Source organism: Pseudomonas sp. BNK-15, from assembly GCF_047456105.1.
Lineage (GTDB): Bacteria > Pseudomonadota > Gammaproteobacteria > Pseudomonadales > Pseudomonadaceae > Aquipseudomonas > Aquipseudomonas putida_E.
Map to the genome: position 1 here is coordinate 3,214,670 of NZ_CP179898.1, position 25,096 is coordinate 3,239,765.

The following is a 25,096-nucleotide window of genomic DNA, read 5'->3' on the forward strand; positions in this document are numbered from 1 at the left end:
TTCGATGCGTGCTGTCGTCCGTACCCTGGTGACCCTCTGCGTGGTCGCCATCGCCGTTCTGGCCGGCTATAAGCTCTGGCAGTACTACATGCTCACCCCATGGACGCGTGATGCACGGGTGCGGGCCGACGTGGTGGTCATCGCGCCCGACGTGTCCGGCTGGGTGCGTGAGCTCAAGGTGCAGGACAACCAGCGGGTCAAGGCTGGCGACCTGTTGATGAGCATAGATCGTGAGCGCTTTCAGGCTGCATTCGATCAGGCCAGCGCGGTGGCAGAAACGCGTACCCAGCAGTTGCACCTGCGCGAGCGCGAAGCTGCGCGGCGCACGGCTCTGGGGCCCGGGGCGATCAGCGCCGAGCTGCGCGAAAACGCGCAAATCAATGCCGCCATTGCCCGTGGTGAGTTGCATGAAGCGCAAGCTCAGTTGCAGGTGGCGAAAATCAACCTTGCGCGCAGCGAGGTGCGAGCCCCCCGCAGTGGGCACATCACAAATTTGCGCCTTGCTCAGGGCAACTATGTGAATGCCGGCCAGTCGGTAATGGCCCTGGTGGATGACTCGACCTTTTTTATCCAGGCCTATTTCGAGGAAACCAAATTGCCGCGCATACGTGTGGGCGATTCGGTGAAGGTCTGGCTGATGGGGGCAGGAGAGGCCATGCAGGGGCATGTGGAAAGCATCAGCCGGGGTATCACCGACAGTAACAGTAACCCGGACAGCCAGTTGTTGCCGGAGGTTGAGCCAACCTTCAACTGGGTAAGGCTGGCCCAGCGGATACCTGTGCGCATCAGGCTGGACGACATTCCCGAAGGCATGAACCTCAGTGCGGGGATGACGGCCAGTGTGCAGGTTCACGAGGATTCGCCCGAGTGATCATGGGCAATGCATGACAGGCTGATTGTCGACGGCCCCGGCATCTGCCTCAGGCATTGGCCGGCAAGTGAAAGCTGAATAGCGTGCCGCGTTGCTCATCGGAGATGACCTCCATGCGTCCGCCATGGGCCAGGGCAATCTGATTGGCTATATAAAGGCCAAGGCCAAGCCCCTGTCTTGGCGCCGCAGACAGAGGCCTGGTGAAGGGCTGGAACAATTGGTTCAGGGTTTGTGGGGCGATGGGGTGCCCGTTGTTGTGCACGCTAAGCACGAACTCCTCATCGGCAATCGCCGCCCTGACCGTCACCGGCCCGTCAGGCGCACCATGGGTCAGCGCGTTGGCGATAAGGTTGGAGAGTAGCTGGGTCACCCGTTCGCGGTCACAGTACAGGCCGCCGATATCACCGACCTGCAGGACGATCTGCCGCTGTGGGTGTACGTGCTGCAGTTCTGCAGCGACATGCATGAGGCCTTCGGACAGGTCCGGGCAGGGCTGCAGGTTCAATGGGATGCCGCTGCCGAGCCGGCCTCGGGCGAAATCCAGCACGTCGCGCACAAGCTGTGAAGCCCGCTGCCCGCAAGTGTGAATGTGGCGGGCGATCGCGCGGTTCTTGTCCTCGTCCAGGCGCTGAGTCAGCAGTTCGGCGCCTGCGGTGATGGCAAACAGCGGATTGCGCAGATCATGGCCTAGCACCGCGATGAACTGTTCGCGCACTTCGGCCATCGCCCGTTCCTCGCGCAGGGCGCTCTCGGTGTGCTGGGCACTCTCCTCACTCTCGATCTGGATGGCCAGCAAGCGTGCGAACGACTCCATCATGGGCTGGATTGATTGGCCTTTGAGCGAGGCCGGATTCGGGTCCAGGGCGCAAATGGTGCCGAAGAAGCGGCCATCTGTGCGGAACACCGGCACGGATATGTAGCTTTCGAAGCGATAGCGCTGCGGCGTTTGGTGCCGGCAGTAGCGTTCATCCTCGCTGGCCTTGTCGATCACGATGGTCTGGTGAGAGCTGCGAATCTCGTGGCACAACGTGGTTGCCACCTCGAGCTCGCCGCCCACCTCAAGGCCAAAGCCCAGGTTGTCGAGTACGGCGCAGGCAGTCCAGTTGCATTCGGTAACCCGTGCCACGGCGGCGAAACGCATGCCGCTGGATTCGCAGATGACCTGAAGGATGGCGGGCACGGCACTGATGCGTCCGATGGTGGCGATATCGGCGCTGATGGCGTTGGTCATGAACGGTCCCAAAATTGGCGACGGAATAGGGTAGCGCATCAGTCTAGCGGGGCGGTTGGGCCAGTGGCGAAAAACCTTGGCAAAACGGCCTGCGATTGAGCTAGGCTGGCCTGGCGCGTCGCCCTGTAGAGGCGACCGTTGCCCGCCTGGCGTGTGTCACTTCCAATCATTTGCGAGGTTTCGACATGGCCATCACATCCCAGGACATCTGCAGTGCTGCCGACCAGCTCAAAGGCTTTGTCGGCTTTCATGGCAAACGCGGCGTCCATATCGTGCGTTTCTCCGAAGACGCGTTCGGTATGGACGTGGCTGACGAGAGCATCATCCCGTGCAGTGAATTCGTCTGGCGGCCGGAACAGGACGCGCGCATGGCGCTGTGTCGGCAGCGCCTGGCGCTGCTGCTGGAGCAGCATGTGGACGATCGGCTGAATATTGGCGAACCGTTGCGCCAGTATCTGCGGCGCACTGACCTGCCGGAAATTCTGGCGCAGCGCTCGTTGCGCTGCTGACAGCGCAACGGCGGTCAGCGAGGATATTCTGCCTGGGATACCGGCTGAAGCGCCGTGGTCTCGTCATGTTCGAAATTGACCTGATCGCGACCGCGTCGCTTGGCGCAATAGAGTGCCTTGTCGGCCTTTTCCAGCCAGTGTTCGGGGGATTGGAGGTCTGCCCGGAAGGCTGACATGCCGATACTCAGGCTGATTTTCAAATGCGGCAGTTGTGGGTCACGGTAGCAAACGATGCGCTCGCGCAGACGCTCCATGGCCTGCCTGGCCTCACTCTCACTGGTATCGGGCAGAATCACGCAAAATTCGTCGCCACCATAGCGCCCCGCCAGGTCGCCCGCCCGCAGGTTGCGTCTGAGCTCATCGCTCATCTTTCGCAGCACGCAATCGCCGACCACGTGGCCGAACGTGTCATTGATGGTCTTGAAATGGTCGATATCGATCAGGGCAATCACTGATGGCATCTGCAAGTTCTGGCAAGCCTGGAAGCGCAGCAGGAGCAGGTCCTTCCAGGCACCGTGATTGAGCAGCCCGGTCAGACTGTCGGTCAGGCTCAGGTCGCGAAGGCGGCGCTTGTGCTCGGCGAGCTTGATCGCCAGGCGGTAACACACCCAGCCCAGGGCCAGTGGATAGAGTGTCAGCATTGGCAGGCAGGCATAGATCTGCAGTGGTGTGGCGTTGAGCTGCAGCCCTGTGCCCAGCAGTGCGCTGGCCAGCAGCATGCCAACCAGTTGCGCCACTAGCCCTCGCATGACCAAGCGCTTGCCGCCAGCGGCCACATTGTTCATGGTCATCATCGAGAGCACAGTGACGCAGGGCAGGGGGTTGAAATGCATGGCTGCGGTCCAGAAACCACCCATCAGTGAATCCAGCAGCAGGTTGCGCTGTTCCGCCTGGTACGGTGCAATCGACCGCCGTGCCCACTGGTAGGCCACATGGGGCCAGAGCAAGCCGTTGAAGAGCAGCAGCAACCATGCCCAGGTTGGGGGCGAAAGTGGCGCGACCGCTGCGGCGACGCTGAACAGGCCAATGCCCAGGCCGATCATGCGCGGCAGGTAGATACGCCTGACGAAAGAAAGTCCCTTGCCGCTGCGGTTGTCCATGATGGTGGTCGTTCTTCTGCTGAGTCGCCGTTTATCGCACAACTCACGTCAATAGTGTTCAACAGTCTGCCATTGACGAAAAATGACCTTGCAAGCCATTTCACGGTTGATGCGGCCCCTATGGGTGACCGCGTGTTTTTTTGTGCCTGGGGGCTTGCCACTCATGATGCTCATGGCGGATTCCATTGGCGGGCCTGAACCTGCTGCGGCGGTGCGCTGAAGGTCATTGCTTGTTGTCCTGCTTGCCGAATGAAGACTTTTTTTCATCCTTTAATAGCTGCGAAGGTGGCTTGCCGCTGTCGCTGCGCACCTGCGCGTGGCTGATCAGCGCGAAAATGAAGCTGCCACCAATGATGTTCCCGGCCAGGGTCGGCAGGGCAAACTCAAGCCAGAAGCTGCGCCAGGTTTCGTCTCCGGCCCAGACCAGATAGGACACCTCGACCGAGCCTACGACGATGTGAGTGAAGTCGCCCAGGGCCATCAGGTAGGTGATCATCAGGATGATCCAGATCTTGGCGTGCTCCATGGACGGGATCATCCACACCATGGTCGCTATCATCCAGCCCGATACAATGCCCTTGGCGAACATCTGGCTGATATCGTTCTCCATCACCTTGCGGCCGATCTCGAGGAAGGCGACATCCGTCTTGCTGTCGAAAATGGGTAGTTCGAGCATGACCCAGGCGACCAGCAAGGTGCCTGCCAGGTTGCCGACCAGCACTACGCCCCACAGCCGCAAAAGGCGCCCGAGGTTGGCGAAGGTCGGCGTTGTCATGATCGGCAGCACCGCTGTGATGGTGTTTTCAGTAAACAGTTGCTGACGCGCCAGGATCACCGCAAGAAAGCCTGCGCTGTAGCCAATGCTGGCGACAACCTGGGCACTCTCACCCTCCGGCAGGCGAGCGTAGAACAGCCCCATGGCCATGAATGAAAGGCCCATGGTCAGGCCTGCTGCCAGGGCCGACCACCACAGCGCCGCGAGGGTGCGCTCCAGTTCCTGGTCGCCCTGGTAGCGAATGATCTCGTGCAGAACCGCCGCCCTCGGGGGTTGGTTATGGCTGACTTCCTTCTCTTCATCAGCCGACAGGCCAGGGGTCTTCTCGCTCTGCGCATCGCTCATGCCATTGCCCTCCACGGAGTGTTTATCTACAGAGCGATGGTTCATGCATTTAGTTGCCGGGCGGCTGCAAAATGCATCTTGAAGTTTTTTAGATCAAGGTGTTGACTCAAATTTCAAACCGCGTATTATTCGCCTCCTCGCAGCGTTGAACGCAACGAGGCAGGCGGTAAGTTGTTGAAGTTCAAGGCTTTTGAAAGAAAGCAGATTCAAAAAAACTTCAAAACAAACGCTTGACAGCAAATGAGGAAAGCGTAGAATGCGCGCCTCGGTTGAGACGAAAAGCTCTTAATCAAACGCTCTTTAACAAATCGAATCAAGCAATTCGTGTGGGTGCTTGTGAGTATGGACTGATAGTCAGAAAGATTATCAGCATCACAAGTGACCATGCGAGAAATCACATAGTCATTTGAGATTGCTGAGCCAAGTTTAGGGTTTCTTAAAAACCCAAGCAGTATTGAACTGAAGAGTTTGATCATGGCTCAGATTGAACGCTGGCGGCAGGCCTAACACATGCAAGTCGAGCGGATGACGGGAGCTTGCTCCTTGATTCAGCGGCGGACGGGTGAGTAATGCCTAGGAATCTGCCTGGTAGTGGGGGACAACGTTTCGAAAGGAACGCTAATACCGCATACGTCCTACGGGAGAAAGCAGGGGACCTTCGGGCCTTGCGCTATCAGATGAGCCTAGGTCGGATTAGCTAGTTGGTGGGGTAATGGCTCACCAAGGCGACGATCCGTAACTGGTCTGAGAGGATGATCAGTCACACTGGAACTGAGACACGGTCCAGACTCCTACGGGAGGCAGCAGTGGGGAATATTGGACAATGGGCGAAAGCCTGATCCAGCCATGCCGCGTGTGTGAAGAAGGTCTTCGGATTGTAAAGCACTTTAAGTTGGGAGGAAGGGCATTAACCTAATACGTTAGTGTTTTGACGTTACCGACAGAATAAGCACCGGCTAACTCTGTGCCAGCAGCCGCGGTAATACAGAGGGTGCAAGCGTTAATCGGAATTACTGGGCGTAAAGCGCGCGTAGGTGGTTTGTTAAGTTGGATGTGAAAGCCCCGGGCTCAACCTGGGAACTGCATCCAAAACTGGCAAGCTAGAGTACAGTAGAGGGTGGTGGAATTTCCTGTGTAGCGGTGAAATGCGTAGATATAGGAAGGAACACCAGTGGCGAAGGCGACCACCTGGACTGATACTGACACTGAGGTGCGAAAGCGTGGGGAGCAAACAGGATTAGATACCCTGGTAGTCCACGCCGTAAACGATGTCAACTAGCCGTTGGAATCCTTGAGATTTTAGTGGCGCAGCTAACGCATTAAGTTGACCGCCTGGGGAGTACGGCCGCAAGGTTAAAACTCAAATGAATTGACGGGGGCCCGCACAAGCGGTGGAGCATGTGGTTTAATTCGAAGCAACGCGAAGAACCTTACCAGGCCTTGACATGCAGAGAACTTTCCAGAGATGGATTGGTGCCTTCGGGAACTCTGACACAGGTGCTGCATGGCTGTCGTCAGCTCGTGTCGTGAGATGTTGGGTTAAGTCCCGTAACGAGCGCAACCCTTGTCCTTAGTTACCAGCACGTTATGGTGGGCACTCTAAGGAGACTGCCGGTGACAAACCGGAGGAAGGTGGGGATGACGTCAAGTCATCATGGCCCTTACGGCCTGGGCTACACACGTGCTACAATGGTCGGTACAGAGGGTTGCCAAGCCGCGAGGTGGAGCTAATCTCACAAAACCGATCGTAGTCCGGATCGCAGTCTGCAACTCGACTGCGTGAAGTCGGAATCGCTAGTAATCGCGAATCAGAATGTCGCGGTGAATACGTTCCCGGGCCTTGTACACACCGCCCGTCACACCATGGGAGTGGGTTGCACCAGAAGTAGCTAGTCTAACCTTCGGGAGGACGGTTACCACGGTGTGATTCATGACTGGGGTGAAGTCGTAACAAGGTAGCCGTAGGGGAACCTGCGGCTGGATCACCTCCTTAATCGACGACATCAGCCTGCTGATGAGCTCCCACACGAATTGCTTGATTCATTGTCGAAGGCGATCAGGACCTAAATATAGGTCCAGCGCTGTTCCTGATCAGAACTCAGAAATGAACATTCGGCTTGAATGTTGATTTCTGACTTTTGTCAGATCGTTCTTTAAAAATTCGGATATGTGATAGAAATAGACTGAACACCAGTTTCACTGCTGGTGGATCAGGCTAAGGTAAAATTTGTGAGTTCTGCTCGAAAGAGCAACATGCGAATTTTCGGCGAATGTCGTCTTCACAGTATAACCAGATTGCTTGGGGTTATATGGTCAAGTGAAGAAGCGCATACGGTGGATGCCTTGGCAGTCAGAGGCGATGAAAGACGTGGTAGCCTGCGATAAGCTTTGGGGAGTCGGCAAACAGACTGTGATCCAGAGATCTCTGAATGGGGGAACCCACTCAGCATAAGCTGAGTATCTTGTACTGAATACATAGGTGCAAGAGGCGAACCAGGGGAACTGAAACATCTAAGTACCCTGAGGAAAAGAAATCAACCGAGATTCCCTTAGTAGTGGCGAGCGAACGGGGACCAGCCCTTAAGTTGGTTTGAGATTAGTGGAACGCTCTGGAAAGTGCGGCCATAGTGGGTGATAGCCCCGTACACGAAAATCTCTTATCAATGAAATCGAGTAGGACGGAGCACGAGAAACTTTGTCTGAACATGGGGGGACCATCCTCCAAGGCTAAATACTACTGACTGACCGATAGTGAACCAGTACCGTGAGGGAAAGGCGAAAAGAACCCCGGAGAGGGGAGTGAAATAGATCCTGAAACCGTATGCGTACAAGCAGTGGGAGCCTACTTTGTTAGGTGACTGCGTACCTTTTGTATAATGGGTCAGCGACTTATATTCAGTGGCGAGCTTAACCGAATAGGGGAGGCGTAGCGAAAGCGAGTCTTAATAGGGCGTTTAGTCGCTGGGTATAGACCCGAAACCGGGCGATCTATCCATGGGCAGGTTGAAGGTTAGGTAACACTGACTGGAGGACCGAACCGACTACCGTTGAAAAGTTAGCGGATGACCTGTGGATCGGAGTGAAAGGCTAATCAAGCTCGGAGATAGCTGGTTCTCCTCGAAAGCTATTTAGGTAGCGCCTCATGTATCACTGTAGGGGGTAGAGCACTGTTTCGGCTAGGGGGTCATCCCGACTTACCAAACCGATGCAAACTCCGAATACCTACAAGTGCCGAGCATGGGAGACACACGGCGGGTGCTAACGTCCGTCGTGAAAAGGGAAACAACCCAGACCGTCAGCTAAGGTCCCAAAGTCATGGTTAAGTGGGAAACGATGTGGGAAGGCTTAGACAGCTAGGAGGTTGGCTTAGAAGCAGCCACCCTTTAAAGAAAGCGTAATAGCTCACTAGTCGAGTCGGCCTGCGCGGAAGATGTAACGGGGCTCAAACCATGCACCGAAGCTACGGGTATCACCTTTGGTGATGCGGTAGAGGAGCGTTCTGTAAGCCTGTGAAGGTGAGTTGAGAAGCTTGCTGGAGGTATCAGAAGTGCGAATGCTGACATGAGTAACGACAATGCGAGTGAAAAACTCGCACGCCGAAAGACCAAGGTTTCCTGCGCAACGTTAATCGACGCAGGGTTAGTCGGTCCCTAAGGCGAGGCTGAAAAGCGTAGTCGATGGAAAACAGGTTAATATTCCTGTACTTCCAGTTATTGCGATGGAGGGACGGAGAAGGCTAGGCCAGCTTGGCGTTGGTTGTCCAAGTTTAAGGTGGTAGGCTGAGATCTTAGGCAAATCCGGGATCTCAAAGCCGAGAGCTGATGACGAGTTGCCTTTAGGCGACGAAGTGGTTGATGCCATGCTTCCAAGAAAAGCTCCTAAGCTTCAGATAACTGGGAACCGTACCCCAAACCGACACAGGTGGTTAGGTAGAGAATACCAAGGCGCTTGAGAGAACTCGGGTGAAGGAACTAGGCAAAATGGCACCGTAACTTCGGGAGAAGGTGCGCCGGTGAGGGTGAAGGACTTGCTCCGTAAGCTCATGCCGGTCGAAGATACCAGGCCGCTGCGACTGTTTATTAAAAACACAGCACTCTGCAAACACGAAAGTGGACGTATAGGGTGTGACGCCTGCCCGGTGCCGGAAGGTTAATTGATGGGGTTAGCGCAAGCGAAGCTCTTGATCGAAGCCCCGGTAAACGGCGGCCGTAACTATAACGGTCCTAAGGTAGCGAAATTCCTTGTCGGGTAAGTTCCGACCTGCACGAATGGCGTAACGATGGCGGCGCTGTCTCCACCCGAGACTCAGTGAAATTGAAATCGCTGTGAAGATGCAGTGTATCCGCGGCTAGACGGAAAGACCCCGTGAACCTTTACTATAGCTTTGCACTGGACTTTGAATTTGCTTGTGTAGGATAGGTGGGAGGCTTTGAAGTGGGGACGCCAGTTCTCATGGAGCCATCCTTGAAATACCACCCTGGCAACTTTGAGGTTCTAACTCAGGTCCGTTATCCGGATCGAGGACAGTGTATGGTGGGTAGTTTGACTGGGGCGGTCTCCTCCCAAAGAGTAACGGAGGAGTACGAAGGTGCGCTCAGACCGGTCGGAAATCGGTCGTAGAGTATAAAGGCAAAAGCGCGCTTGACTGCGAGACAAACACGTCGAGCAGGTACGAAAGTAGGTCTTAGTGATCCGGTGGTTCTGTATGGAAGGGCCATCGCTCAACGGATAAAAGGTACTCCGGGGATAACAGGCTGATACCGCCCAAGAGTTCATATCGACGGCGGTGTTTGGCACCTCGATGTCGGCTCATCACATCCTGGGGCTGAAGCCGGTCCCAAGGGTATGGCTGTTCGCCATTTAAAGTGGTACGCGAGCTGGGTTTAGAACGTCGTGAGACAGTTCGGTCCCTATCTGCCGTGGACGTTTGAGATTTGAGAGGGGCTGCTCCTAGTACGAGAGGACCGGAGTGGACGAACCTCTGGTGTTCCGGTTGTCACGCCAGTGGCATTGCCGGGTAGCTATGTTCGGAAGAGATAACCGCTGAAAGCATCTAAGCGGGAAACTTGCCTCAAGATGAGATCTCACTGGGATCTTGAATCCCCTAAAGGGCCGTCGAAGACTACGACGTTGATAGGTTGGGTGTGTAAGCGCTGTGAGGCGTTGAGCTAACCAATACTAATTGCCCGTGAGGCTTGACCATATAACACCCAAGCAATTTGCTTCTGCAGATTGTGGTGGTGAAGACGAAAGAACCGAAAGTTCGCAACATCACAACTATCGCATATCCGAATTTGCTGGGCTGTCCATCTGGACATTCTGGCTACAGAATTTCTTGACGACCATAGAGCATTGGAACCACCTGATCCCATCCCGAACTCAGTAGTGAAACGATGCATCGCCGATGGTAGTGTGGGGTTTCCCCATGTGAGAGTAGGTCATCGTCAAGATTCATTTCGCAAAACCCCTATCTGCGCGAGCAGGTAGGGGTTTTGTCTTTCCGATATTCGCACACCTTTCTCCAGGCAAAGATGTTTTGTCCCTCTCGCACCTGCGCAAAAGCGCCGAAGGGTGCGACAATTATTCCTGTTCGTTTACGTGACTTTGCCCTGCCCAAGCTGCGTCAAGGCTTAGGTTCGGGGCATCCTCGCGCCCGAACATAGCGATGCCAGCGTGCCGTGCTGCGCATTTCTGGACCTTCACCGTCCTATACAACTGAGGTTACAAGCAAGATGGCCAAGGCCGCCGATGTCGTTGTGCAATGCCTGGAAAACGAAGGTGTCGAGTATGTGTTCGGCATTCCTGGTGAGGAAAACCTCGACCTGCTGGAATCCCTGCGCAAGTCGAAGATCAAGCTGGTACTGACCCGCCACGAGCAGTCTGCGGGCTTCATGGCAGCCACCTATGGCCGCCTGACCGGCAAGACCGGCGTCAGCCTGTCGACCCTGGGCCCTGGCGCGACCAACCTGGTAACCGCCAGTGCGTACGCCTACCTGGGCGGCATGCCGATGATGATGATTACCGGCCAGAAGCCGATCAAGAAGTCCAAGCAGGGCCGCTTCCAGATCATCGATGTGTGCGGCATGATGGACCCCATCACCAAGTACACCCACCAGTTCGCCTCGGCCGACAACATCCCTTCGCGCATGCGTGAAGCGTTCCGCCTGGCCGAAGAAGAAAAACCGGGCGCCGTGCACCTGGAGCTGCCGGAAGACATCGCCGCCGAGCAGACCGATGCCATGCCGATCCCGCGCAGCCTGCACCGCCGTCCGCTGGCCGAGCACGTGGCTATCGAAGCTGCCATCGAGAAACTGCGCACCGCCCGCAGCCCTATCCTGGTGATCGGTGCCGGCGCCAACCGCAAGATGACCGCCAAGGTCCTCAAGCAACTGGTCGATAAGACCGGTATCCCGTTCGTCACCACCCAGCTGGGCAAGGGTGTGGTTGACGAGCGCAGCCCGCGCTTCCTGGGTAATGCTGCGCTGTCGTCCGGTGATTTCGTGCACCGTGCGATCGAAGCGGCTGACCTGATCGTCAACATCGGCCACGATGTGATCGAGAAGCCGCCGTTCTTCATGGTCCGTGGCGGCACCGAAGTCATCCATATCAACTTCCGTTCCGCCGAAGTCGACGCCGTGTACTTCCCGCAGGTTGAAGTGATCGGCGACATCGCCAACGCCGTCTGGCAGATCGCTGAAGGCCTGGGCGACACCTCGCACTGGGACTTCACCCGCCTCATGGCGATTCGTGAAGCCAACGAAGCCCAGATCGCCGAAGGCGGCGACGATGACCGCTTCCCGGTCTACCCTCAGCGCCTGGTTGCCGACATCCGTCGTGTTCTGCCGTCCGAAGGTATCGTCGCCCTGGACAACGGCATCTACAAGATCTGGTTCGCGCGCAACTACAAGGCCCACAAGCCCAACACCGTACTGCTCGATAACGCCCTGGCGACCATGGGCGCCGGCCTGCCGTCGGCCATGGCAGCGCACCTGGTGTACCCGGACCGCCCGGTGATCTCGGTGTGTGGCGATGGTGGTTTCATGATGAACAGCCAGGAGCTGGAAACCGCAGTCCGTCTGGGCATGCACGTTACCGTGGTGATCCTGCGTGACGATGGCTACGGCATGATCCGCTGGAAGCAGGCCAACATGGGCTTCACCGATTTCGGCCTGGACTACGGCAACCCGGACTTCGTCAAGTACGCCGAAGCCTACGGTGCCAATGGCCACCGCGTGGAAAGCGCCGAAGGTTTGCTGCCGCTGCTCGAGCACTGCATCAAGACCCCGGGCGTGCACGTGATCGACTGCCCGGTCGACTACAGCGAGAACGACCGCATCCTCAACAGCGAGCTGCGTGAGCGCGCGCTGGCGGTGTAAGCCTTAAGGCCCGATCGCCGGCAAGCTGTTCCCACGGGAATATCACTGGTCTCTTTGGCCAGTGATTGGCAAGTGGGGCGGTTTGCCGGCGATCAGGCTCTACAGAGCAGGGCCTGCGCTCGTTGGCGCGCATATATTCACCACCGCTCAGATCTCGCTATTCACCATTCAGGTTCTCAAGCCCCATGGAGAACACGAGAACATGACGATTGGATCGTCATACAACCACCCCGCCAAACTGGCCATTGAGCCTCCTTCAACCTCGCAACCTTGGGCTGCGCGCTTCCCGAAACCACCAGACCTTTTGTTTGGATGATCGATTTCACCTTTGATTACCCGCATTATCAGATTCTGTAGGTAATGGAATCCGTGGCTATCAGGTAGATAAGTCTTACCGGAGGTCTTCGTTTTTCCTACAGGTCTGTGGGAGTGCGCTGACTGTCGCTCCCCAGCCTGACCCCGTTTTACTGGCGCTCTTCCACAACAACCAAAAAAGGAAGCCGCCATGTCCGAACTATGCCTCCCCATAAGCCCGGTAAAAATCGCCGTCATTCAGTACGACCCTCAGGTTGGGCTAGACAATCGCGATGGCAACCTGAAACACGGGTTGGCCCTGGCCCGGCGAGCTGCTCGCGAAGGTGCCAACCTGATTGTGCTGCCTGAACTGGCAAACACCGGTTATACCTTTCAGTCGCGTGCCGAAGCCTATGCTCATGCCCAGACGCTACAGGACGGGGCCAGCCTGCAGGCGTGGGCGGACTTTGCGCAGGAACAACAGGTTTATCTGGCCGCAGGCTTCGCGGAACGCGATGGTCTGAAACTCTATGACAGTGCAGTGCTGTTCGGGCCTGAGGGGATGCTTGGGCATTACCGCAAGGCCCACCTGTGGAATCAGGAAAAGCTGTGGTTCACCCCCGGCGACCTGGGCTTCCCAGTCTTCGAAACGCCCATCGGGCGTATAGGTTTGTTGATCTGTTGGGATATCTGGTTTCCCGAGGTCCCACGCCTGATGGCGGCGCAAGGTGCCGACATCCTGTGCAGCCTGAACAACTGGGTATGGACGCCACCACCGCTGTTCGATGCTGCCGGACGTTGCATGGCTTCATACCTCACCATGACGGCAGCACACGTCAACAATGTCTATATCGCCGCCGCCAACCGAATCGGTAGCGAGCGGGGAGGCCGTTTTCTGGGTTGTTCGCTGATCGCCGGGACCAACGGATGGCCCATCGGTGAAACGGCCAGCGCAGATCACGAAACCATCCTCTATGCCGATGTCGATCTCAGCGCAGCCCGTTCGGCGCCAATCTGGAACAGCCTCAACGACTTGCCGCGAGACCGGCGTACAGATCTTTACGACGCCACGCTCGGCTATCGCATGCATGCACCGATGCCACGCTGAGGAGACGGAAATGAAGGTTAAACTCATTTCGCCTCAGCAATTGATCCCAGCATTGATGCTGGCCAGCCTGACAGTATTGCTGGCTGCCAGCCTGGTGCTTGGTCAATGGCCGGATTATGCACAGTTGACCGCGACACTTGATCAGCCACTGAGCCGCCTGCGCTGGATAGTCGCAGACATCAGCGAAGTCACTTTTTACAAGCATGAACTACCCGCCCTCGGCTTGCTGCTCGGCGCTTGCCTGGCGCATTGGGCCTATATCCGTGGCTACCGTTGCCAGGGCTTCGCCATCTGTTATGGCAGTGGCTTGTGGCCCTGGGTTTTCATCAGCTCGCTGCTTGGCTTGCTGCTCAGTCATGCCTTGTGGGGCTGGACCTTGGCCAGTGGCGCCTGGCAACCCACGTTCGTCGCCTTCGTCTCGCTGCCTGCTGCCATGGTTCTGCTGTTTGGTGGCGGCTGGCAGGTGACGATCACCGGTGCGGTGTTGGGCGCACTGCTGGTAGCACCAGCCAGCCTGTTGCTGGTCAATTACCTGTGCTACCCCCTGCAGTTGCCTACCGTGATCGGCAATGTCAGCGGGATGGCTGTAGCAAGCGTGATGGCTTTCATGCTGTGCAGGCGCTTTCCATCGCTGGTCGAGCGCGGCCGCAGGCCCGAGACGTTGCAGGCTGTTGCGCCAAACCCGGACTATGGCGTGGTCTGGTCACTCAGGCGAGTTTTGGCCGATTTCAGCGAAGGGCCATTTTTCGGAAATGAACTGGCCAGTCTGGGGCTCTTGCTGGGTGTGCTGGCCGCCTACATGCTAGCGCCCGCTGCACCCGCCTATGGCTCGCAACTGGTTGTTCAGCTGGTGGCCGGGCAGGGGTTGTCTTCACTGGTTGGTGTAGTGATCTGGCGTCGCCAGTGGCAAGCGCGTGGCTGGTATCCCACCTACATTCCCATTGTGTCGGTTGTTCCTGCCGCGGTGCTGACCCATGGCGGTAGCTGGCAGGTGGTCATGCTCAGCGCAGTATTGGGCGCGCTGATCGCACCGCCGTTGGCTGTGGCCATCAGCCAACGGTTACCGAGCCATATGCATGGCTATATCGGTAACGTTCTATCCATGGCCATCAGTACATTAGGTATCGTGCCGCTGGTCGGGCTTGTTACGGGAGTTGGCGTATGACGGAAGTTGAAAATTTGCCTCGCTTGTCGATTGCCAGCCTGGGAGGAACAGCCAGCATGCAGGCTGATGCATCAGGGCGGGGGGTGACGCCAAGTCTCGACTGTGAGAGGCAATTGGCCTCGTTACCCCACTTGCGCGAGATGGCGCACCTTGAAGTGGCCACGCTGTGCCTGGTCCCTAGTGCCTCACTGAGTTTCGTGATGCTTCTGGATGTGCTGGCCTGGGCTCGCGCTGAAATCGAAGGTGGCTCGCAGGCAGTGATACTCACTCAGGGGACCGATACGCTGGAGGAGACGGCGTACTTTTTCAACCTGCTCTGGCCTTTCGACGCACCGCTGGTGCTTACCGGTGCAATGCGCCCGCCCAGCCAGCCGGGGAGCGATGGGCCGGCCAATCTGCTGGCGGCGACGCAGGTAGCTCTGGCTCACGCTAGCAGGGGAAGAGGTGCGCTGGTAGTGATCAACGACCAGATCCACTGCGCAACACGGGTACGCAAGACTGCCAGCCTGTCGATGGCCGCGTTCGAGTCGCCTGGCAGTGGCCCCGTTGGTGAACTCGTAGAAGGCTTGGCGGTTTATCGTCAACCGCCTTGCCCGCGCAGGGTGCTACCGCTCCCCGAACGCGTCGGGCATCGGGTTGCGCTGCTGGAAGCTTGCCTGGATGCAGATACAACCTTGCTGCAGGCTGTTGCGGCCTTTGGCTTCGAGGGGCTGGTCATATCCGGGTTTGGTGCCGGGCACGTTTCCAGCGTCTGGTCCGATGTGTTGGCTGAGCTGGCGGCGAACCTGCCGGTGATTGTCGCTACCCGCACCGGAAGTGGTACCACCGCTCGGGCCACCTATGGTTTTGCGGGGGCCGAGATCGACTTGCAGTCCAAAGGCGTACACATGGCCGGACAACTCTGCCCGCGCAAGTGTCGAATATTGTTGTGGCTGCTACTCGGCACGGGGCAACAGTCGTCGCTGTGCACCTGGCTACCCCAATAGGGTAACTGCCCGCAGCTCTGTGGCTGTGGGCAGCCCTTGACCCGTCGCTGTGATAGGGTGCACACACTTTTGCTTTTCAGGATGTGCAACCATGCTCCCCCCCTCAGCGAAAAAGAACTCCACCGCCTGGAAGACCTGCTGATCACCTACGGCAACGACTATTCGGTACTCAACCTTGCCGAGCTCAACGGCTTTTTCACCGGCCTGGCCAGCTCGCCGTCGCGGGTCAACCCTGAGCAGTGGTTGCCTGCGGTCGCCGGTGGCAAGGTGCCGAAGTTCAAGAAGCCTGCCCATGAAGAAGCCTATACGGCACTGATGCTGCGCTATGCCCACCAGGTGGCGGAACAGCTTGCGCAGAACGTCGACGGCTTCGAGCCGGTGTTCGAAGAAAGTGAAAGCGAGGAAGGGCCGGCGATCATCATGGAAGAGTGGTGCTTTGGCTACATGCGCGCTACCCAGATCGCACAATGGGGCGACCTTCCGCCCGAGCAGGATCAATTGCTCAAGGCTATTTCGCTGCACGGGCTGGAGGATAACTTCGAGCTGCTCGATACCATGAGTTTCGATGAGCTGCAGGCCTGCGTGCCACATGTGGTCGCAGCGGCGAAGGGCTTGTATCGGTATCAGAAGCAGCAGCGCCACTGACCCGATGGGGCGGGGCCCTTTTGGGTCTGCCCCGCCCACGGGCCTTGGGTACCCAGTGATTATTTCGCATCGCGAAATTATGATCTTCCCCCAGCACTGATTCTGCAATTCAGCGATTCAGCGCAGCATGTGCTCCACCAGCACCACGCCGGTGCCGACCCTGGAGCACAGACCATGATCAAACTCTACAACTTCCCCAAGTCCGGCCATGCCCATCGCATCGAGCTGATGTTGTCGCTGCTGGACCTGCCCACCGAACTGGTGTTCGTGGACCTGGCCAAGGGCGCGCACAAGCAGCCGGAATTCCTCGCCCTCAACCCCCTCGGCCAGGTGCCGGTGATCGATGACAACGGTACTGTCATTGCCGACTCCAACGCCATCCTCGTCTACCTGGCCAGCACGTACGACAAAGCCGGCCATTGGCTGCCCCATGACCCGGTCACCGCTGCCCGTGTGCAACGCTGGTTGTCCACCGCCGCAGGGCCGCTCGCCTTCGGCCCGGCCGCTGCCCGTCTGGTTACAGTGTTTGGCGCCTCATTCAACACCGACGAAGTCATCGGTCGCGCCCACGCCTTGCTCAAGGTGATGGACCGCGAACTGGCCGAGTCGCCATTCCTGGTGGGCGACCAGCCGACCATCGCTGATGTGGCCAACTACTCCTACATCGCCCATGCCCCCGAGGGCAACGTCTCGCTGGAGCCGTACCCCAACGTACGCGCCTGGCTGGCACGCATCGAAGCGCTGCCAGGCTTCGTCGCCATGCCACGTACCGCCGTAGGCCTGCAAGCCAACGCCTGAGCCGCAATCCAACCGAGGAACGCCGCCATGCAACAAACCCCTGACCCTCGACCCTCGCCCTGGCACGTTGGCGAAAAACGGCTGCAGGAGCAGGCCGGTGTGGCGCAGCGCATGGAGGTATTCGGGCAGAAGGTCATCCGTGACTACATGCCCGACCAGCACCGCGAGTTCTACCGGCAACTGCCGTTCCTGGTCGCAGGCGCCGTGGACGCCCAGGGCAAACCGTGGGCGACGCTGCTTGAAGGCCCCGAAGGCTTCGTCAGCTCGCCCGACCCACGGCAATTGCTGATCGACACCCACCTCGCCAGGGACGACCCGGCAACGCCAGGCCTGGGCGCAGGCGGTGCTGTCGGCCTGCTCGGCATCGAGTTGCACAGCCGCCGGCGCAACCGCATCAACGGGCTTATCCAGCAAGGGAGCGGTGGCCCGCTGGCGGTGATGGTGGAGCACGCCTTCGGCAATTGTCCCCAGTACATCCAGTTGCGCGCTTACACGCGTGTCGATGAGCCGCCGCAGGGCAGGCTGGACTCCAGCGTACTGGATACCCACGCAGTGACGATGATCGAGCAGGCAGACACCTTCTTTGTCGCCAGCTACATTGACCACCAAGACGGCCATCGCGCTGTGGATGTCTCGCACCGCGGCGGCCGGGCCGGGTTCGTCAAGGTCGACGGCAACCGCCTGACCATCCCCGACTATGCCGGCAACTTGCACTTCAATACCCTCGGCAACCTGTTGGAAAATCCGCAGGCAGGGTTGTTGTTCGTCGATTTCAGCAACGGCAACGTGCTGCAAGTGACGGGGCGCACCGAGATTTTGCTCGACAGCCCGCTGATCAAAGACTTCGACGGCGCCGAGCGGCTATGGACGCTTCAGGTCGAACACATCGTGCTGCGCCGGGCTGGCGTGTCGCTACGCTGGGCCTTTGAGGAATACGCACCGACCAGCCTGATGACCGGGACCTGGGCCGAGGTCGAGCAGCGCCGGCAGCAGCGCGAGCGGCAGCGCCAATGGCTGGCCTGGCGTGTTGAGCGGGTGGTGCAGGAGAGCCAGGACATCCGCTCGTTCTACCTGGCGGCCGATGTGCCGGTAACCTTTGCTCCAGGCCAGCACATCCCTGTGCGGCTCCCGCTGGGTGGCGACACGCCGTTGATTCGCACCTACAGCCTGTCCTGCGCGCCATCGGACGGCCACCTGCGCATCAGCGTCAAGGCCCAGGGTGCGGCTTCGCGGTATTTGCACGAACAGGTCGGCGTGGGCGACCTGCTCGACGTGCGGCTGCCCATGGGCAGTTTTACCCTGGACGGCGACAGTACAAGGCCCATCGTGCTGATTGGTGCAGGCGTAGGTATTACCCCGCTGATCGCCATGTTGCGCGAGCAGCTGGCCCGGCAGCAGACGCGGCGAATTCACCTGTTCCACGGCGCCCGCCGCCTCGCTGACTTGCCATTTCAGCAGGAACTGGCCGCGTTGTCCGAGCAGGCAGGTGGCCTGTTGAGTGTGCATCGCTCCCTAAGCCAGCCGGAGGACGACGCAGTGCCAGGACGCGACTATGAACATGCCGGGCGCCTGGCGATCGAGCAGGTGAAAGCGAAGCTGGCGCTGGATGACTATGACTTCTACCTGTGTGGGCCGGCCAGCTTTACCCAGGACCTGTATGAAGGGTTACGCGCCATACATGTGCCGGACAAGCGCATTCATGCAGAAGCCTTCGGCCCGTCGACGCTCAGGCGTCATACCGATGACGACCAGCCGACGCTGCAGCAGCCACCGGCTGCCAGCGAGCCAGTGCCTGTGTACTTTGCCAGCTCGGCTAAGGAGGCGCGCTGGGCACCGGGCGGTGGTACCTTGCTCGAACTTGCCGAAGCCCGTGGGTTGTCGCCGGACTTCAGCTGCCGGGGCGGTTCGTGCGGCACCTGCAAGACCAAGGTGGTGAGCGGGCAGGTGCATTACCCGAACCCGCCTGCCCAGATGCCGGAAGCGGGGACAGTGCTGATCTGCTGCGCGGTGCCGGGCAAAGCGCAGGAGGGCGGGCAGGCGCTGGTACTGGATATTTGATGCTGCCTGCAGATAGCAGATAATCTCTACCCACGATACTCAGGAGCCGGCATGGACCAGATTCACCTGATGAAGGTGTTCGTCGCGGTAGGCGAGCTGGAAAGCTTCGCTGCTGCCGCCCGCCGTCTGGACATCTCGCCCGCTGCAGTAACCCGCGCGGTCAGCGCGCTTGAGGACATGCTCGGCGTCAAACTGCTGCTACGTACCACGCGCAGCGTGCGCCTGACCCAGGCGGGTGGCCGCTATCTGGAGGACACCCGCCACATCCTCGCCAGCATCTCTGAGGCCAACGAGGCCGCCGCCGGCATCAACGCCACGCCCAAAGGCGAACTGGCCGTCACCGCGCCCATCCTGTTCGGCAAGAAATTCGTCATGCCGAGCATCGTGCGTTATCTGCAGCAGTACCCCGAGGTGGACGTATCCGCCTACTTCCTCGACCGCATCGTCAACATGGTCGAGGAGGGCATGGACGTTGCGGTGCGTATCGGTCCGCTGCCCGACTCCGGCCTCAAGGCTCTGCGCGTAGGCAGGGTCAGGCGCATGCTCTGCGCCTCGCCTGAATACCTGGCGCGCCATGGTGTGCCGCAGCACCCCTCGGACTTGCCGGCGCATGCGGTGATCGCCACCACCAACCTCTCGCCGCGTGCCGGTTGGCGCTTCGGCGTGACGGACGAACCGACCCTGGTGCGCATCAAGCCCAGGCTCACCGTGACCAGCAACGACGGTGCGATCGCAGCGGCGGTGGGCGGGCTGGGGATTGCCCGGTTGCTGTCCTATCAGGTGGTGGACGAGGTCGCCAGCGGGCAGTTACAGGTGCTACTGGCCGACTATGAGGAAGCCCCATGGCCGATCCATGTGCTGCACCGCGAAAGCAAGCATGGTTCAGCCAAGGTGCGCATGTTCGTCGACCTGCTGGCGCATGAGCTGCGGGCCCAAGGGCTGGACTGAAGTCATCCTGCCTTCGGTTCGCCCGGTTGCGGTTGCTCGCTGACAACCGTCTGGATCGCCTGGTACTCCAGGCTGAACCCCAGGCTCATTTCTTCACCCTGGCGCAACAAGCGCAAACCCGGTTGCCCCGGCAGGTGATGGGCATTGATTGGATGGCTGACCGGTTCAAAGCAGAAGAACGGCTTGTCCTGGGGGCAGAACAGCAAGAAATGCTCGGCACCGCTGGCGCTGCATACCAGTCGATAACCGGCCCCGGGTTGCTCGATCACGCAGTCCCCGGCCCACCCGCCGAACGCATGGTCGACCACGGTGCCCGGCAGGCAGGCCGGTGCATCGAAGCACCAGTCTCGAGGCACCGCTGCCGTGTACGACGGCAACCGCCCCTCTTCGGCCAGCCACACGTGCTGCGCTGCTGCCTGCAGGCGGGTGTCAGGGTAGCGCGGGAAGTAAGGATGCAACCCCAGTCCATACCAGGTAGCGGGCTCATCCAGATGCGTTACCTGCAGGTCAAGCCTCAGGCGGCCTTCATGCAAATGCACATCCAGTACCGCCCGGTAGGCGAACGGCACGCTGCTCTGGAGCGTCAGCCTTGCACTTCGCTCACTGTGATGAGCCACCTGCCAGGCCTGCTGCCAGGCGGTGCCATGAATCGGATACGGGTCGTGTGCGGTGTTGGGCGCCAGGGCCAGCCAACCCTCGGGCCTTGCAAAACCACCCTCGGCAATACGGTTGGACCAGGGCGCCAACGGGTAGCACCCCAGCTGGCGCGGTGTACCGCTGGCCAGCGCTGCCTGATCGGTATGGCGCAACAGCGCCTGCCCGGTCGCCTTCACCTCCCAGTTGATCAGGCTGGCGCCCAGCTCGGGCGCCAGGGTCAGGCGGGTCAGGCGGTCTTGCAGCTGCAGTTCGGTGACAGCCATCAGCGGCTCCTTTCACAAAGCGGGTCAGCTGGCCCGACGGTAGGTCAGCAGCACGATGCCGCACACCACCACGGCGGCGCCGACCAATTGCCAGGTGCCCAGGCGCTGATCCAGCAACGCCCAGCCCAGCAGCAACGTGGCGATGGGCTCGATATTCATCACTGGCGCGTTCTGCGCCATGTTCAGCCGTGGCACACAGACGAACAGCAAGGTGAAGGCCACGCCATACAGCACCACCAGGCTGGCCAAGGCCGTCCAGCCGCTGGCGCTGGCCGGCAGCGACAACCCCGAGGGCATCACCCCGCTGGCCCCCGCCACCAGCATGCTGGCGAACACGATCAGCAGGGTCAGCAAGCTGCGCACCGGGCCGCGAACGGCAGCCAGTTTGTGGTCGGTGATCCACAACGCGCAGGCGAACACGCAGGCGGCGCAGAACGAAAGGCCCACACCCAGTAGCCAGTGCGGGTTGGCCTCACCGTTATCGGCCAGGCGCCCAGGTACATCCAGCGCCAGCACCAGGCCACACAGGATCAGCCCCATGAACAGCACGGTGCGGCCGGTCGGGCGAGCGCCGCCCAGCGCCCAGGTGAGCAGCGCCAGCAGCATCGGAAAGGTGTTGCCTACCAGCAGCGCCAAGGCAACCGGAATGCGCGCCACGGCCGAGTACAGGCACAGGCTCTGGGTAGCGATCAACAGGCCCAACAGCAGTTGCCAGTGCCGCGTGCCAGCCGGCAGGCTCAGCGGTTGGCGCTGCCACAGCACCAGGCTGGCCAGCACCAGGAAGGTGATGCCGGAACGACAGAGGATGGCCAACAGCACGCCGGTGTCGTCATCGAAGGCGATGCGCGCGGCAATGTGGTTGCCGGCGAACGAGCAGGCCAGCAGCGCCAGTAGCGCGACCGCCAGCTTGCGCGGGAAAAGGGAGACAGAAGCAGCGACAGCCATGTGCATGATCCATTTGCAGGTGTGTTCAGGAGGCTGTTGCGCAGCCCATCGCTGGCAAGCCAGCTCCCACGGGTTTTGCATTGGCCTTCAGATCGGCGTTGTCCCAGTGGGAGCCGGCTTGCCGGCGATGGGCCGCCCAGCGGCCCCGGATGAGCGCCGTTACAACACGACGCTCGGCAGCCACAGCGAAATGGCCGGGATATAGGTGACCGCGATGAGCACCAGGAACAGCGCAATGTAGAACGGCAGCAGCGCCTTCACCGTCGATTCGATGCTCACCTTGCCGATGGCCGAACCGACGAACAGCACCGCACCCACCGGTGGTGTGATCAACCCGATGCCCAGGTTCACCAGCATGATCATGCCGAAGTGCACCGGGTCCACACCGATGCCGGTGATCACGGGCAGCAGGATCGGCGTCAGGATCAGGATCAGCGGCGCCATGTCCATCACCGTGCCCAGCAGCAACAGCATGAAGTTGATGCACATCAGGATCACGTAGCGGTTGTCCGACAGGGTCAGGAACACTGTGGTGATCTTCGACGGGATCTGCATCAGCGTCATCACGTAGCCGAAGCTTGCGGCAAAGCCGATCAGGATCATCACGATCGAGATGGTCCGCACCGTACGGTGCATCAGCTTGGGCAGGTCGCGCCACTTGTAGTCGCGGTAGATGAACATGGTCACGAAGAACGACCAGACCACTGCCACGGCCGCTGATTCGGTGGCGGTGAACACGCCCGAGAGAATACCGCCGAGGATGATGACCATCGCCATCAGGCCCCACAGTGCTTCGCCGGCGATTTTCAGTGCCTGGCGCAGCGGGATCACTTCACCTTTGGGGTAGTTGCGCTTCTTGGCGAAGATCAGGCACAGGCCCATCATCACCGCGCTCAGCAGCAAGCCGGGCATGATCCCCGCGATGAACAGCGAGCCGATCGACACTGTGCCGCCCGCCGCCAGCGAGTACAGCACCGAGTTGTGGCTGGGCGGGGTGAGCAGTGCCTGCACCGAGCCGCTGACGGTCACTGCCGTGGAGAACTCGCGCGGGTAGCCCTTGCGCTCCATCTCGGGGATCAGTACCGAGCCTACAGACGCGGTGTCAGCCACCGACGAGCCGGAAATGGCGCCGAAGAAGGTCGAGGCCATGATATTGACCAGCGACAAACCGCCCCGTACGAAGCCCACCAGCACTCCGGCGAAGGCCACCAACCGCCGTGACATGCCACCTTCGGCCATGATTGCGCCAGCCAGCACGAAGAACGGAATGGCCAGCAGTGAAAACTTGTTAACCCCACTGGCGATCTGAATCATCATCGCCTGCAGCGGGATGTCGATCCACCACGCGCCGATCAGCGCCGACAGGCCCAGGGCGAAGGCCACCGGCATGCCGATCAGGATGAGCACGATGAAACTGCCCAACAGAATGAACGCATCCATTTACGCAGCTCCTTCGTTTTCTTCCGCCAGATCGTAACGAACCACCTTGCGGTTGCTCTGATCGCCCAGCAGGAGTTTTTCCAGTACAAAAATCAAGGTCAGCAGACCACCGACCGGGATCGGCGCGTAGGTCATGCCCACCCGTACCCCAGGCAAAGAGGCCAGCGACTGGTTCCACGTGGTGATGCACAGCTTGATGCCGTAGTAGGTCATGAACACGCACACCAGGATCATCAGCACCTGCACCAGCAGTGCAACCAGCTGGCGCTGCAGCGGTGGCAGGCGGTCGGTGATCATCCCTACCGCCATGTGCGCGCCGGCCCGGTAGCTGGCGGCGGCACCGACGAAGGTGAACACCACCATCAGCAGGATCGACACTGGCTCAGGCCAGCTGGAGCCGGTACCCAGCACGTAGCGTGCAAAGATGCCCCAGGGAATGATCAGCGACATGGCCAGGATCGACAGGCCGGCGACCCAGATGCAGCTGCGATAGAGCGTGTCATTCACGCTCAGGAAAAGCGATTTCATAGGCATCACCAAAGCGGCAGGGCGGCGGGCGCCGCACTGCCGCGGTCAAACTTGGAAGGGGGCCGGTATTACTGGACGGCGTCGATACGCTTCATCAGGTCTGCGTACGGCGCACCGTACTTCTCGCGTACCGAAGCGGTAGCCTCGAAGAACGGTTTCTTGTCGACGCTGATGAACTCCACGCCCGCGGCCTTGAGTTTCTCTTCGCTGGCGGCAGTCTTGGCATCCCACAGCGCGCGCTCTTCCATCTGCGCTTCGCGCGCGACCTTCTTCACCAGCGCCTGCTGCTCAGGCGTGAGCTTGTTCCAGGTGGTCTTGGACATCACCACCGGCTCCGGCAGGATCAGATGGCCAGTGAGGGTGAAGTACTTGGCGCTCTGGTAGTGGTTGTGCTCGAGCAGGGTTGGCGGGTTGTTTTCGGCGCCATCGATCACGCCGGTCTGCAGGGCGCTGAAGATCTCGCCGGTGTCCATGGCGATGCCGTTGCCGCCCATGGCGTTCATCATGTCGATGAACAGCGGGTTGCCCTGCACGCGGATCTTCATGCCCTTGAGGTCTTCCAGGCTGCGCACCGGCTTCTTGGTATAGATGCTGCGCGAGCCGCCGTCCATCCACGCCAGGGCCACCAGGTTGAATTCGGAATTGGTGATCTTGTCGAGGATCTCCTGGCCGATATCGCCGTCGATGATCTTGCGCATGTGGTCATGGTCGCGGAACACGAACGGCATGTTGAACACGTTCACGTCCGGCACCACCGGGCCGACGATCCCCAGGCTGACGCGGGTCATCTGCACGGCACCGATCTGCGCCTGCTCGATGACTTCCTTTTCCGAGCCCAGGACGCCGCCGGGGAACATCTTGAAGGTGATCTCGCCATTGCTGGCGGCTTCGATCTTCTTGCCCATGTTCTGCTCGGCGACCACGGTCGGGTAGCCGGCCGGGTGGATCTCGGCGAACTTGATGTCCAGCGCGTGGGCTGGCAGGGAGAGGCTGAAGGCGAACGGGAGTGCAGCAAGAAGCAGCTTGCGTTTGAAAGTCATGATGAAACTCCGTG

19 protein-coding genes and 3 rRNA genes are annotated in these 25,096 nt (G+C 59.6%); 13 read left to right on the plus strand and 9 right to left on the minus strand.

Annotation, left to right across the window (positions count from 1 at the left end):
- Positions 1–4: 4 nt before the first annotated feature.
- Entirely contained in the window at positions 5–871 is an 867-nt protein-coding gene (locus tag ACMGF5_RS14685; protein WP_115273742.1) for an HlyD family secretion protein, read from the plus strand.
- A 49-nt stretch (positions 872–920) separates the two neighbouring features.
- Here ACMGF5_RS14685 and ACMGF5_RS14690 read toward each other — a convergent pair whose 3' ends face one another.
- Positions 921–2,102: a GAF domain-containing sensor histidine kinase gene (locus tag ACMGF5_RS14690; protein WP_115273743.1), complete on the minus strand. Its 1,182-nt coding sequence runs from the start codon at positions 2,100–2,102 to the stop codon at positions 921–923.
- A 185-nt stretch (positions 2,103–2,287) separates the two neighbouring features.
- On the opposite strand from ACMGF5_RS14690, the gene ACMGF5_RS14695 reads away from it, so the two are divergent.
- On the plus strand, positions 2,288–2,611 hold the full coding sequence (locus ACMGF5_RS14695; RefSeq protein WP_115273744.1) for a DUF2025 family protein: 324 nt from the start codon (positions 2,288–2,290) through the stop codon (positions 2,609–2,611).
- 14 nt (positions 2,612–2,625) lie between these two features.
- Here the strand turns inward: ACMGF5_RS14695 and ACMGF5_RS14700 are convergent, their stop codons facing one another.
- From ACMGF5_RS14700 to ACMGF5_RS14710, 3 genes are read right to left on the minus strand one after another with little or no spacing between them, the layout of a single operon-like run.
- Positions 2,626–3,711: a diguanylate cyclase gene (locus ACMGF5_RS14700; RefSeq protein ID WP_414156906.1), complete on the minus strand. Its 1,086-nt coding sequence runs from the start codon at positions 3,709–3,711 to the stop codon at positions 2,626–2,628.
- Positions 3,712–3,759: 48 nt separating this feature from the next.
- The gene (locus ACMGF5_RS14705; RefSeq protein ID WP_414156907.1) at positions 3,760–3,885 is read right to left on the minus strand and encodes a hypothetical protein; all 126 of its coding nucleotides are present in this window, start codon (positions 3,883–3,885) and stop codon (positions 3,760–3,762) included.
- 49 nt (positions 3,886–3,934) lie between these two features.
- Positions 3,935–4,831 carry a formate/nitrite transporter family protein gene (locus ACMGF5_RS14710; protein WP_012313088.1) on the minus strand — a complete coding sequence of 299 codons (897 nt, stop codon included), beginning with the start codon at positions 4,829–4,831 and terminating at the stop codon, positions 3,935–3,937.
- A 456-nt stretch (positions 4,832–5,287) separates the two neighbouring features.
- Here ACMGF5_RS14710 and ACMGF5_RS14715 point away from each other — a divergent pair.
- The 11 genes from ACMGF5_RS14715 (at position 5,288) to ACMGF5_RS14765 (ending at position 20,209) form a co-directional block, all read left to right on the plus strand.
- Positions 5,288–6,824: ribosomal RNA gene (locus ACMGF5_RS14715) — 16S ribosomal RNA — on the plus strand.
- 318 nt (positions 6,825–7,142) lie between these two features.
- Positions 7,143–10,034 (plus strand): 23S ribosomal RNA (locus ACMGF5_RS14720).
- 131 nt (positions 10,035–10,165) lie between these two features.
- Positions 10,166–10,281 (plus strand): 5S ribosomal RNA (gene rrf, locus ACMGF5_RS14725).
- The 16S, 23S and 5S rRNA genes sit together here, the layout of an rRNA operon.
- Before the next feature lie 282 nt (positions 10,282–10,563).
- Complete coding sequence (locus ACMGF5_RS14730; RefSeq protein ID WP_039604766.1) at positions 10,564–12,207, plus strand: acetolactate synthase large subunit; 1,644 nt, start codon at positions 10,564–10,566, stop codon at positions 12,205–12,207.
- Between the two features lie 505 nt (positions 12,208–12,712).
- Entirely contained in the window at positions 12,713–13,609 is an 897-nt protein-coding gene (locus ACMGF5_RS14735) for a nitrilase family protein (RefSeq protein ID WP_414156908.1), read from the plus strand.
- 10 nt (positions 13,610–13,619) lie between these two features.
- Positions 13,620–14,774, plus strand: a complete 1,155-nt coding sequence (locus ACMGF5_RS14740; protein ID WP_414156909.1) for a hypothetical protein — start codon at positions 13,620–13,622, stop codon at positions 14,772–14,774.
- Entirely contained in the window at positions 14,771–15,760 is a 990-nt protein-coding gene (locus tag ACMGF5_RS14745; protein ID WP_174142613.1) for an asparaginase, read from the plus strand. The genes ACMGF5_RS14740 and ACMGF5_RS14745 overlap by 4 nt, the downstream gene beginning before the upstream one ends.
- A gap of 81 nt (positions 15,761–15,841) precedes the next feature.
- On the plus strand, positions 15,842–16,405 hold the full coding sequence (locus tag ACMGF5_RS14750) for a UPF0149 family protein (RefSeq protein ID WP_414157857.1): 564 nt from the start codon (positions 15,842–15,844) through the stop codon (positions 16,403–16,405).
- Positions 16,406–16,579: 174 nt separating this feature from the next.
- A complete protein-coding gene (locus ACMGF5_RS14755) occupies positions 16,580–17,203 on the plus strand; it encodes a glutathione S-transferase family protein (RefSeq protein WP_161872278.1) in 624 nt (207 codons plus the stop codon).
- 27 nt (positions 17,204–17,230) lie between these two features.
- Entirely contained in the window at positions 17,231–19,261 is a 2,031-nt protein-coding gene (locus tag ACMGF5_RS14760; protein WP_414156910.1) for a pyridoxamine 5'-phosphate oxidase family protein, read from the plus strand.
- A 51-nt stretch (positions 19,262–19,312) separates the two neighbouring features.
- Positions 19,313–20,209, plus strand: a complete 897-nt coding sequence (locus ACMGF5_RS14765) for a LysR family transcriptional regulator (protein WP_414156911.1) — start codon at positions 19,313–19,315, stop codon at positions 20,207–20,209.
- Between the two features lie 2 nt (positions 20,210–20,211).
- On the opposite strand, the gene ACMGF5_RS14770 is transcribed toward ACMGF5_RS14765, so the two are convergent.
- The 5 genes from ACMGF5_RS14770 to ACMGF5_RS14790 form a co-directional block, all read right to left on the minus strand.
- Positions 20,212–21,129, minus strand: a complete 918-nt coding sequence (locus ACMGF5_RS14770; protein WP_414156912.1) for an aldose 1-epimerase — start codon at positions 21,127–21,129, stop codon at positions 20,212–20,214.
- Between the two features lie 24 nt (positions 21,130–21,153).
- Positions 21,154–22,074 carry an EamA family transporter gene (locus tag ACMGF5_RS14775; protein WP_115273008.1) on the minus strand — a complete coding sequence of 307 codons (921 nt, stop codon included), beginning with the start codon at positions 22,072–22,074 and terminating at the stop codon, positions 21,154–21,156.
- A gap of 159 nt (positions 22,075–22,233) precedes the next feature.
- Entirely contained in the window at positions 22,234–23,514 is a 1,281-nt protein-coding gene (locus tag ACMGF5_RS14780) for a TRAP transporter large permease (RefSeq protein WP_046787478.1), read from the minus strand.
- Positions 23,515–24,042 carry a TRAP transporter small permease gene (locus ACMGF5_RS14785; RefSeq protein ID WP_115273007.1) on the minus strand — a complete coding sequence of 176 codons (528 nt, stop codon included), beginning with the start codon at positions 24,040–24,042 and terminating at the stop codon, positions 23,515–23,517. It lies immediately after the preceding gene.
- A gap of 68 nt (positions 24,043–24,110) precedes the next feature.
- Positions 24,111–25,082, minus strand: coding sequence for a TRAP transporter substrate-binding protein (locus ACMGF5_RS14790; RefSeq protein ID WP_012313102.1), 972 nt, complete (start codon positions 25,080–25,082; stop codon positions 24,111–24,113).
- Positions 25,083–25,096 lie beyond the last annotated feature (14 nt).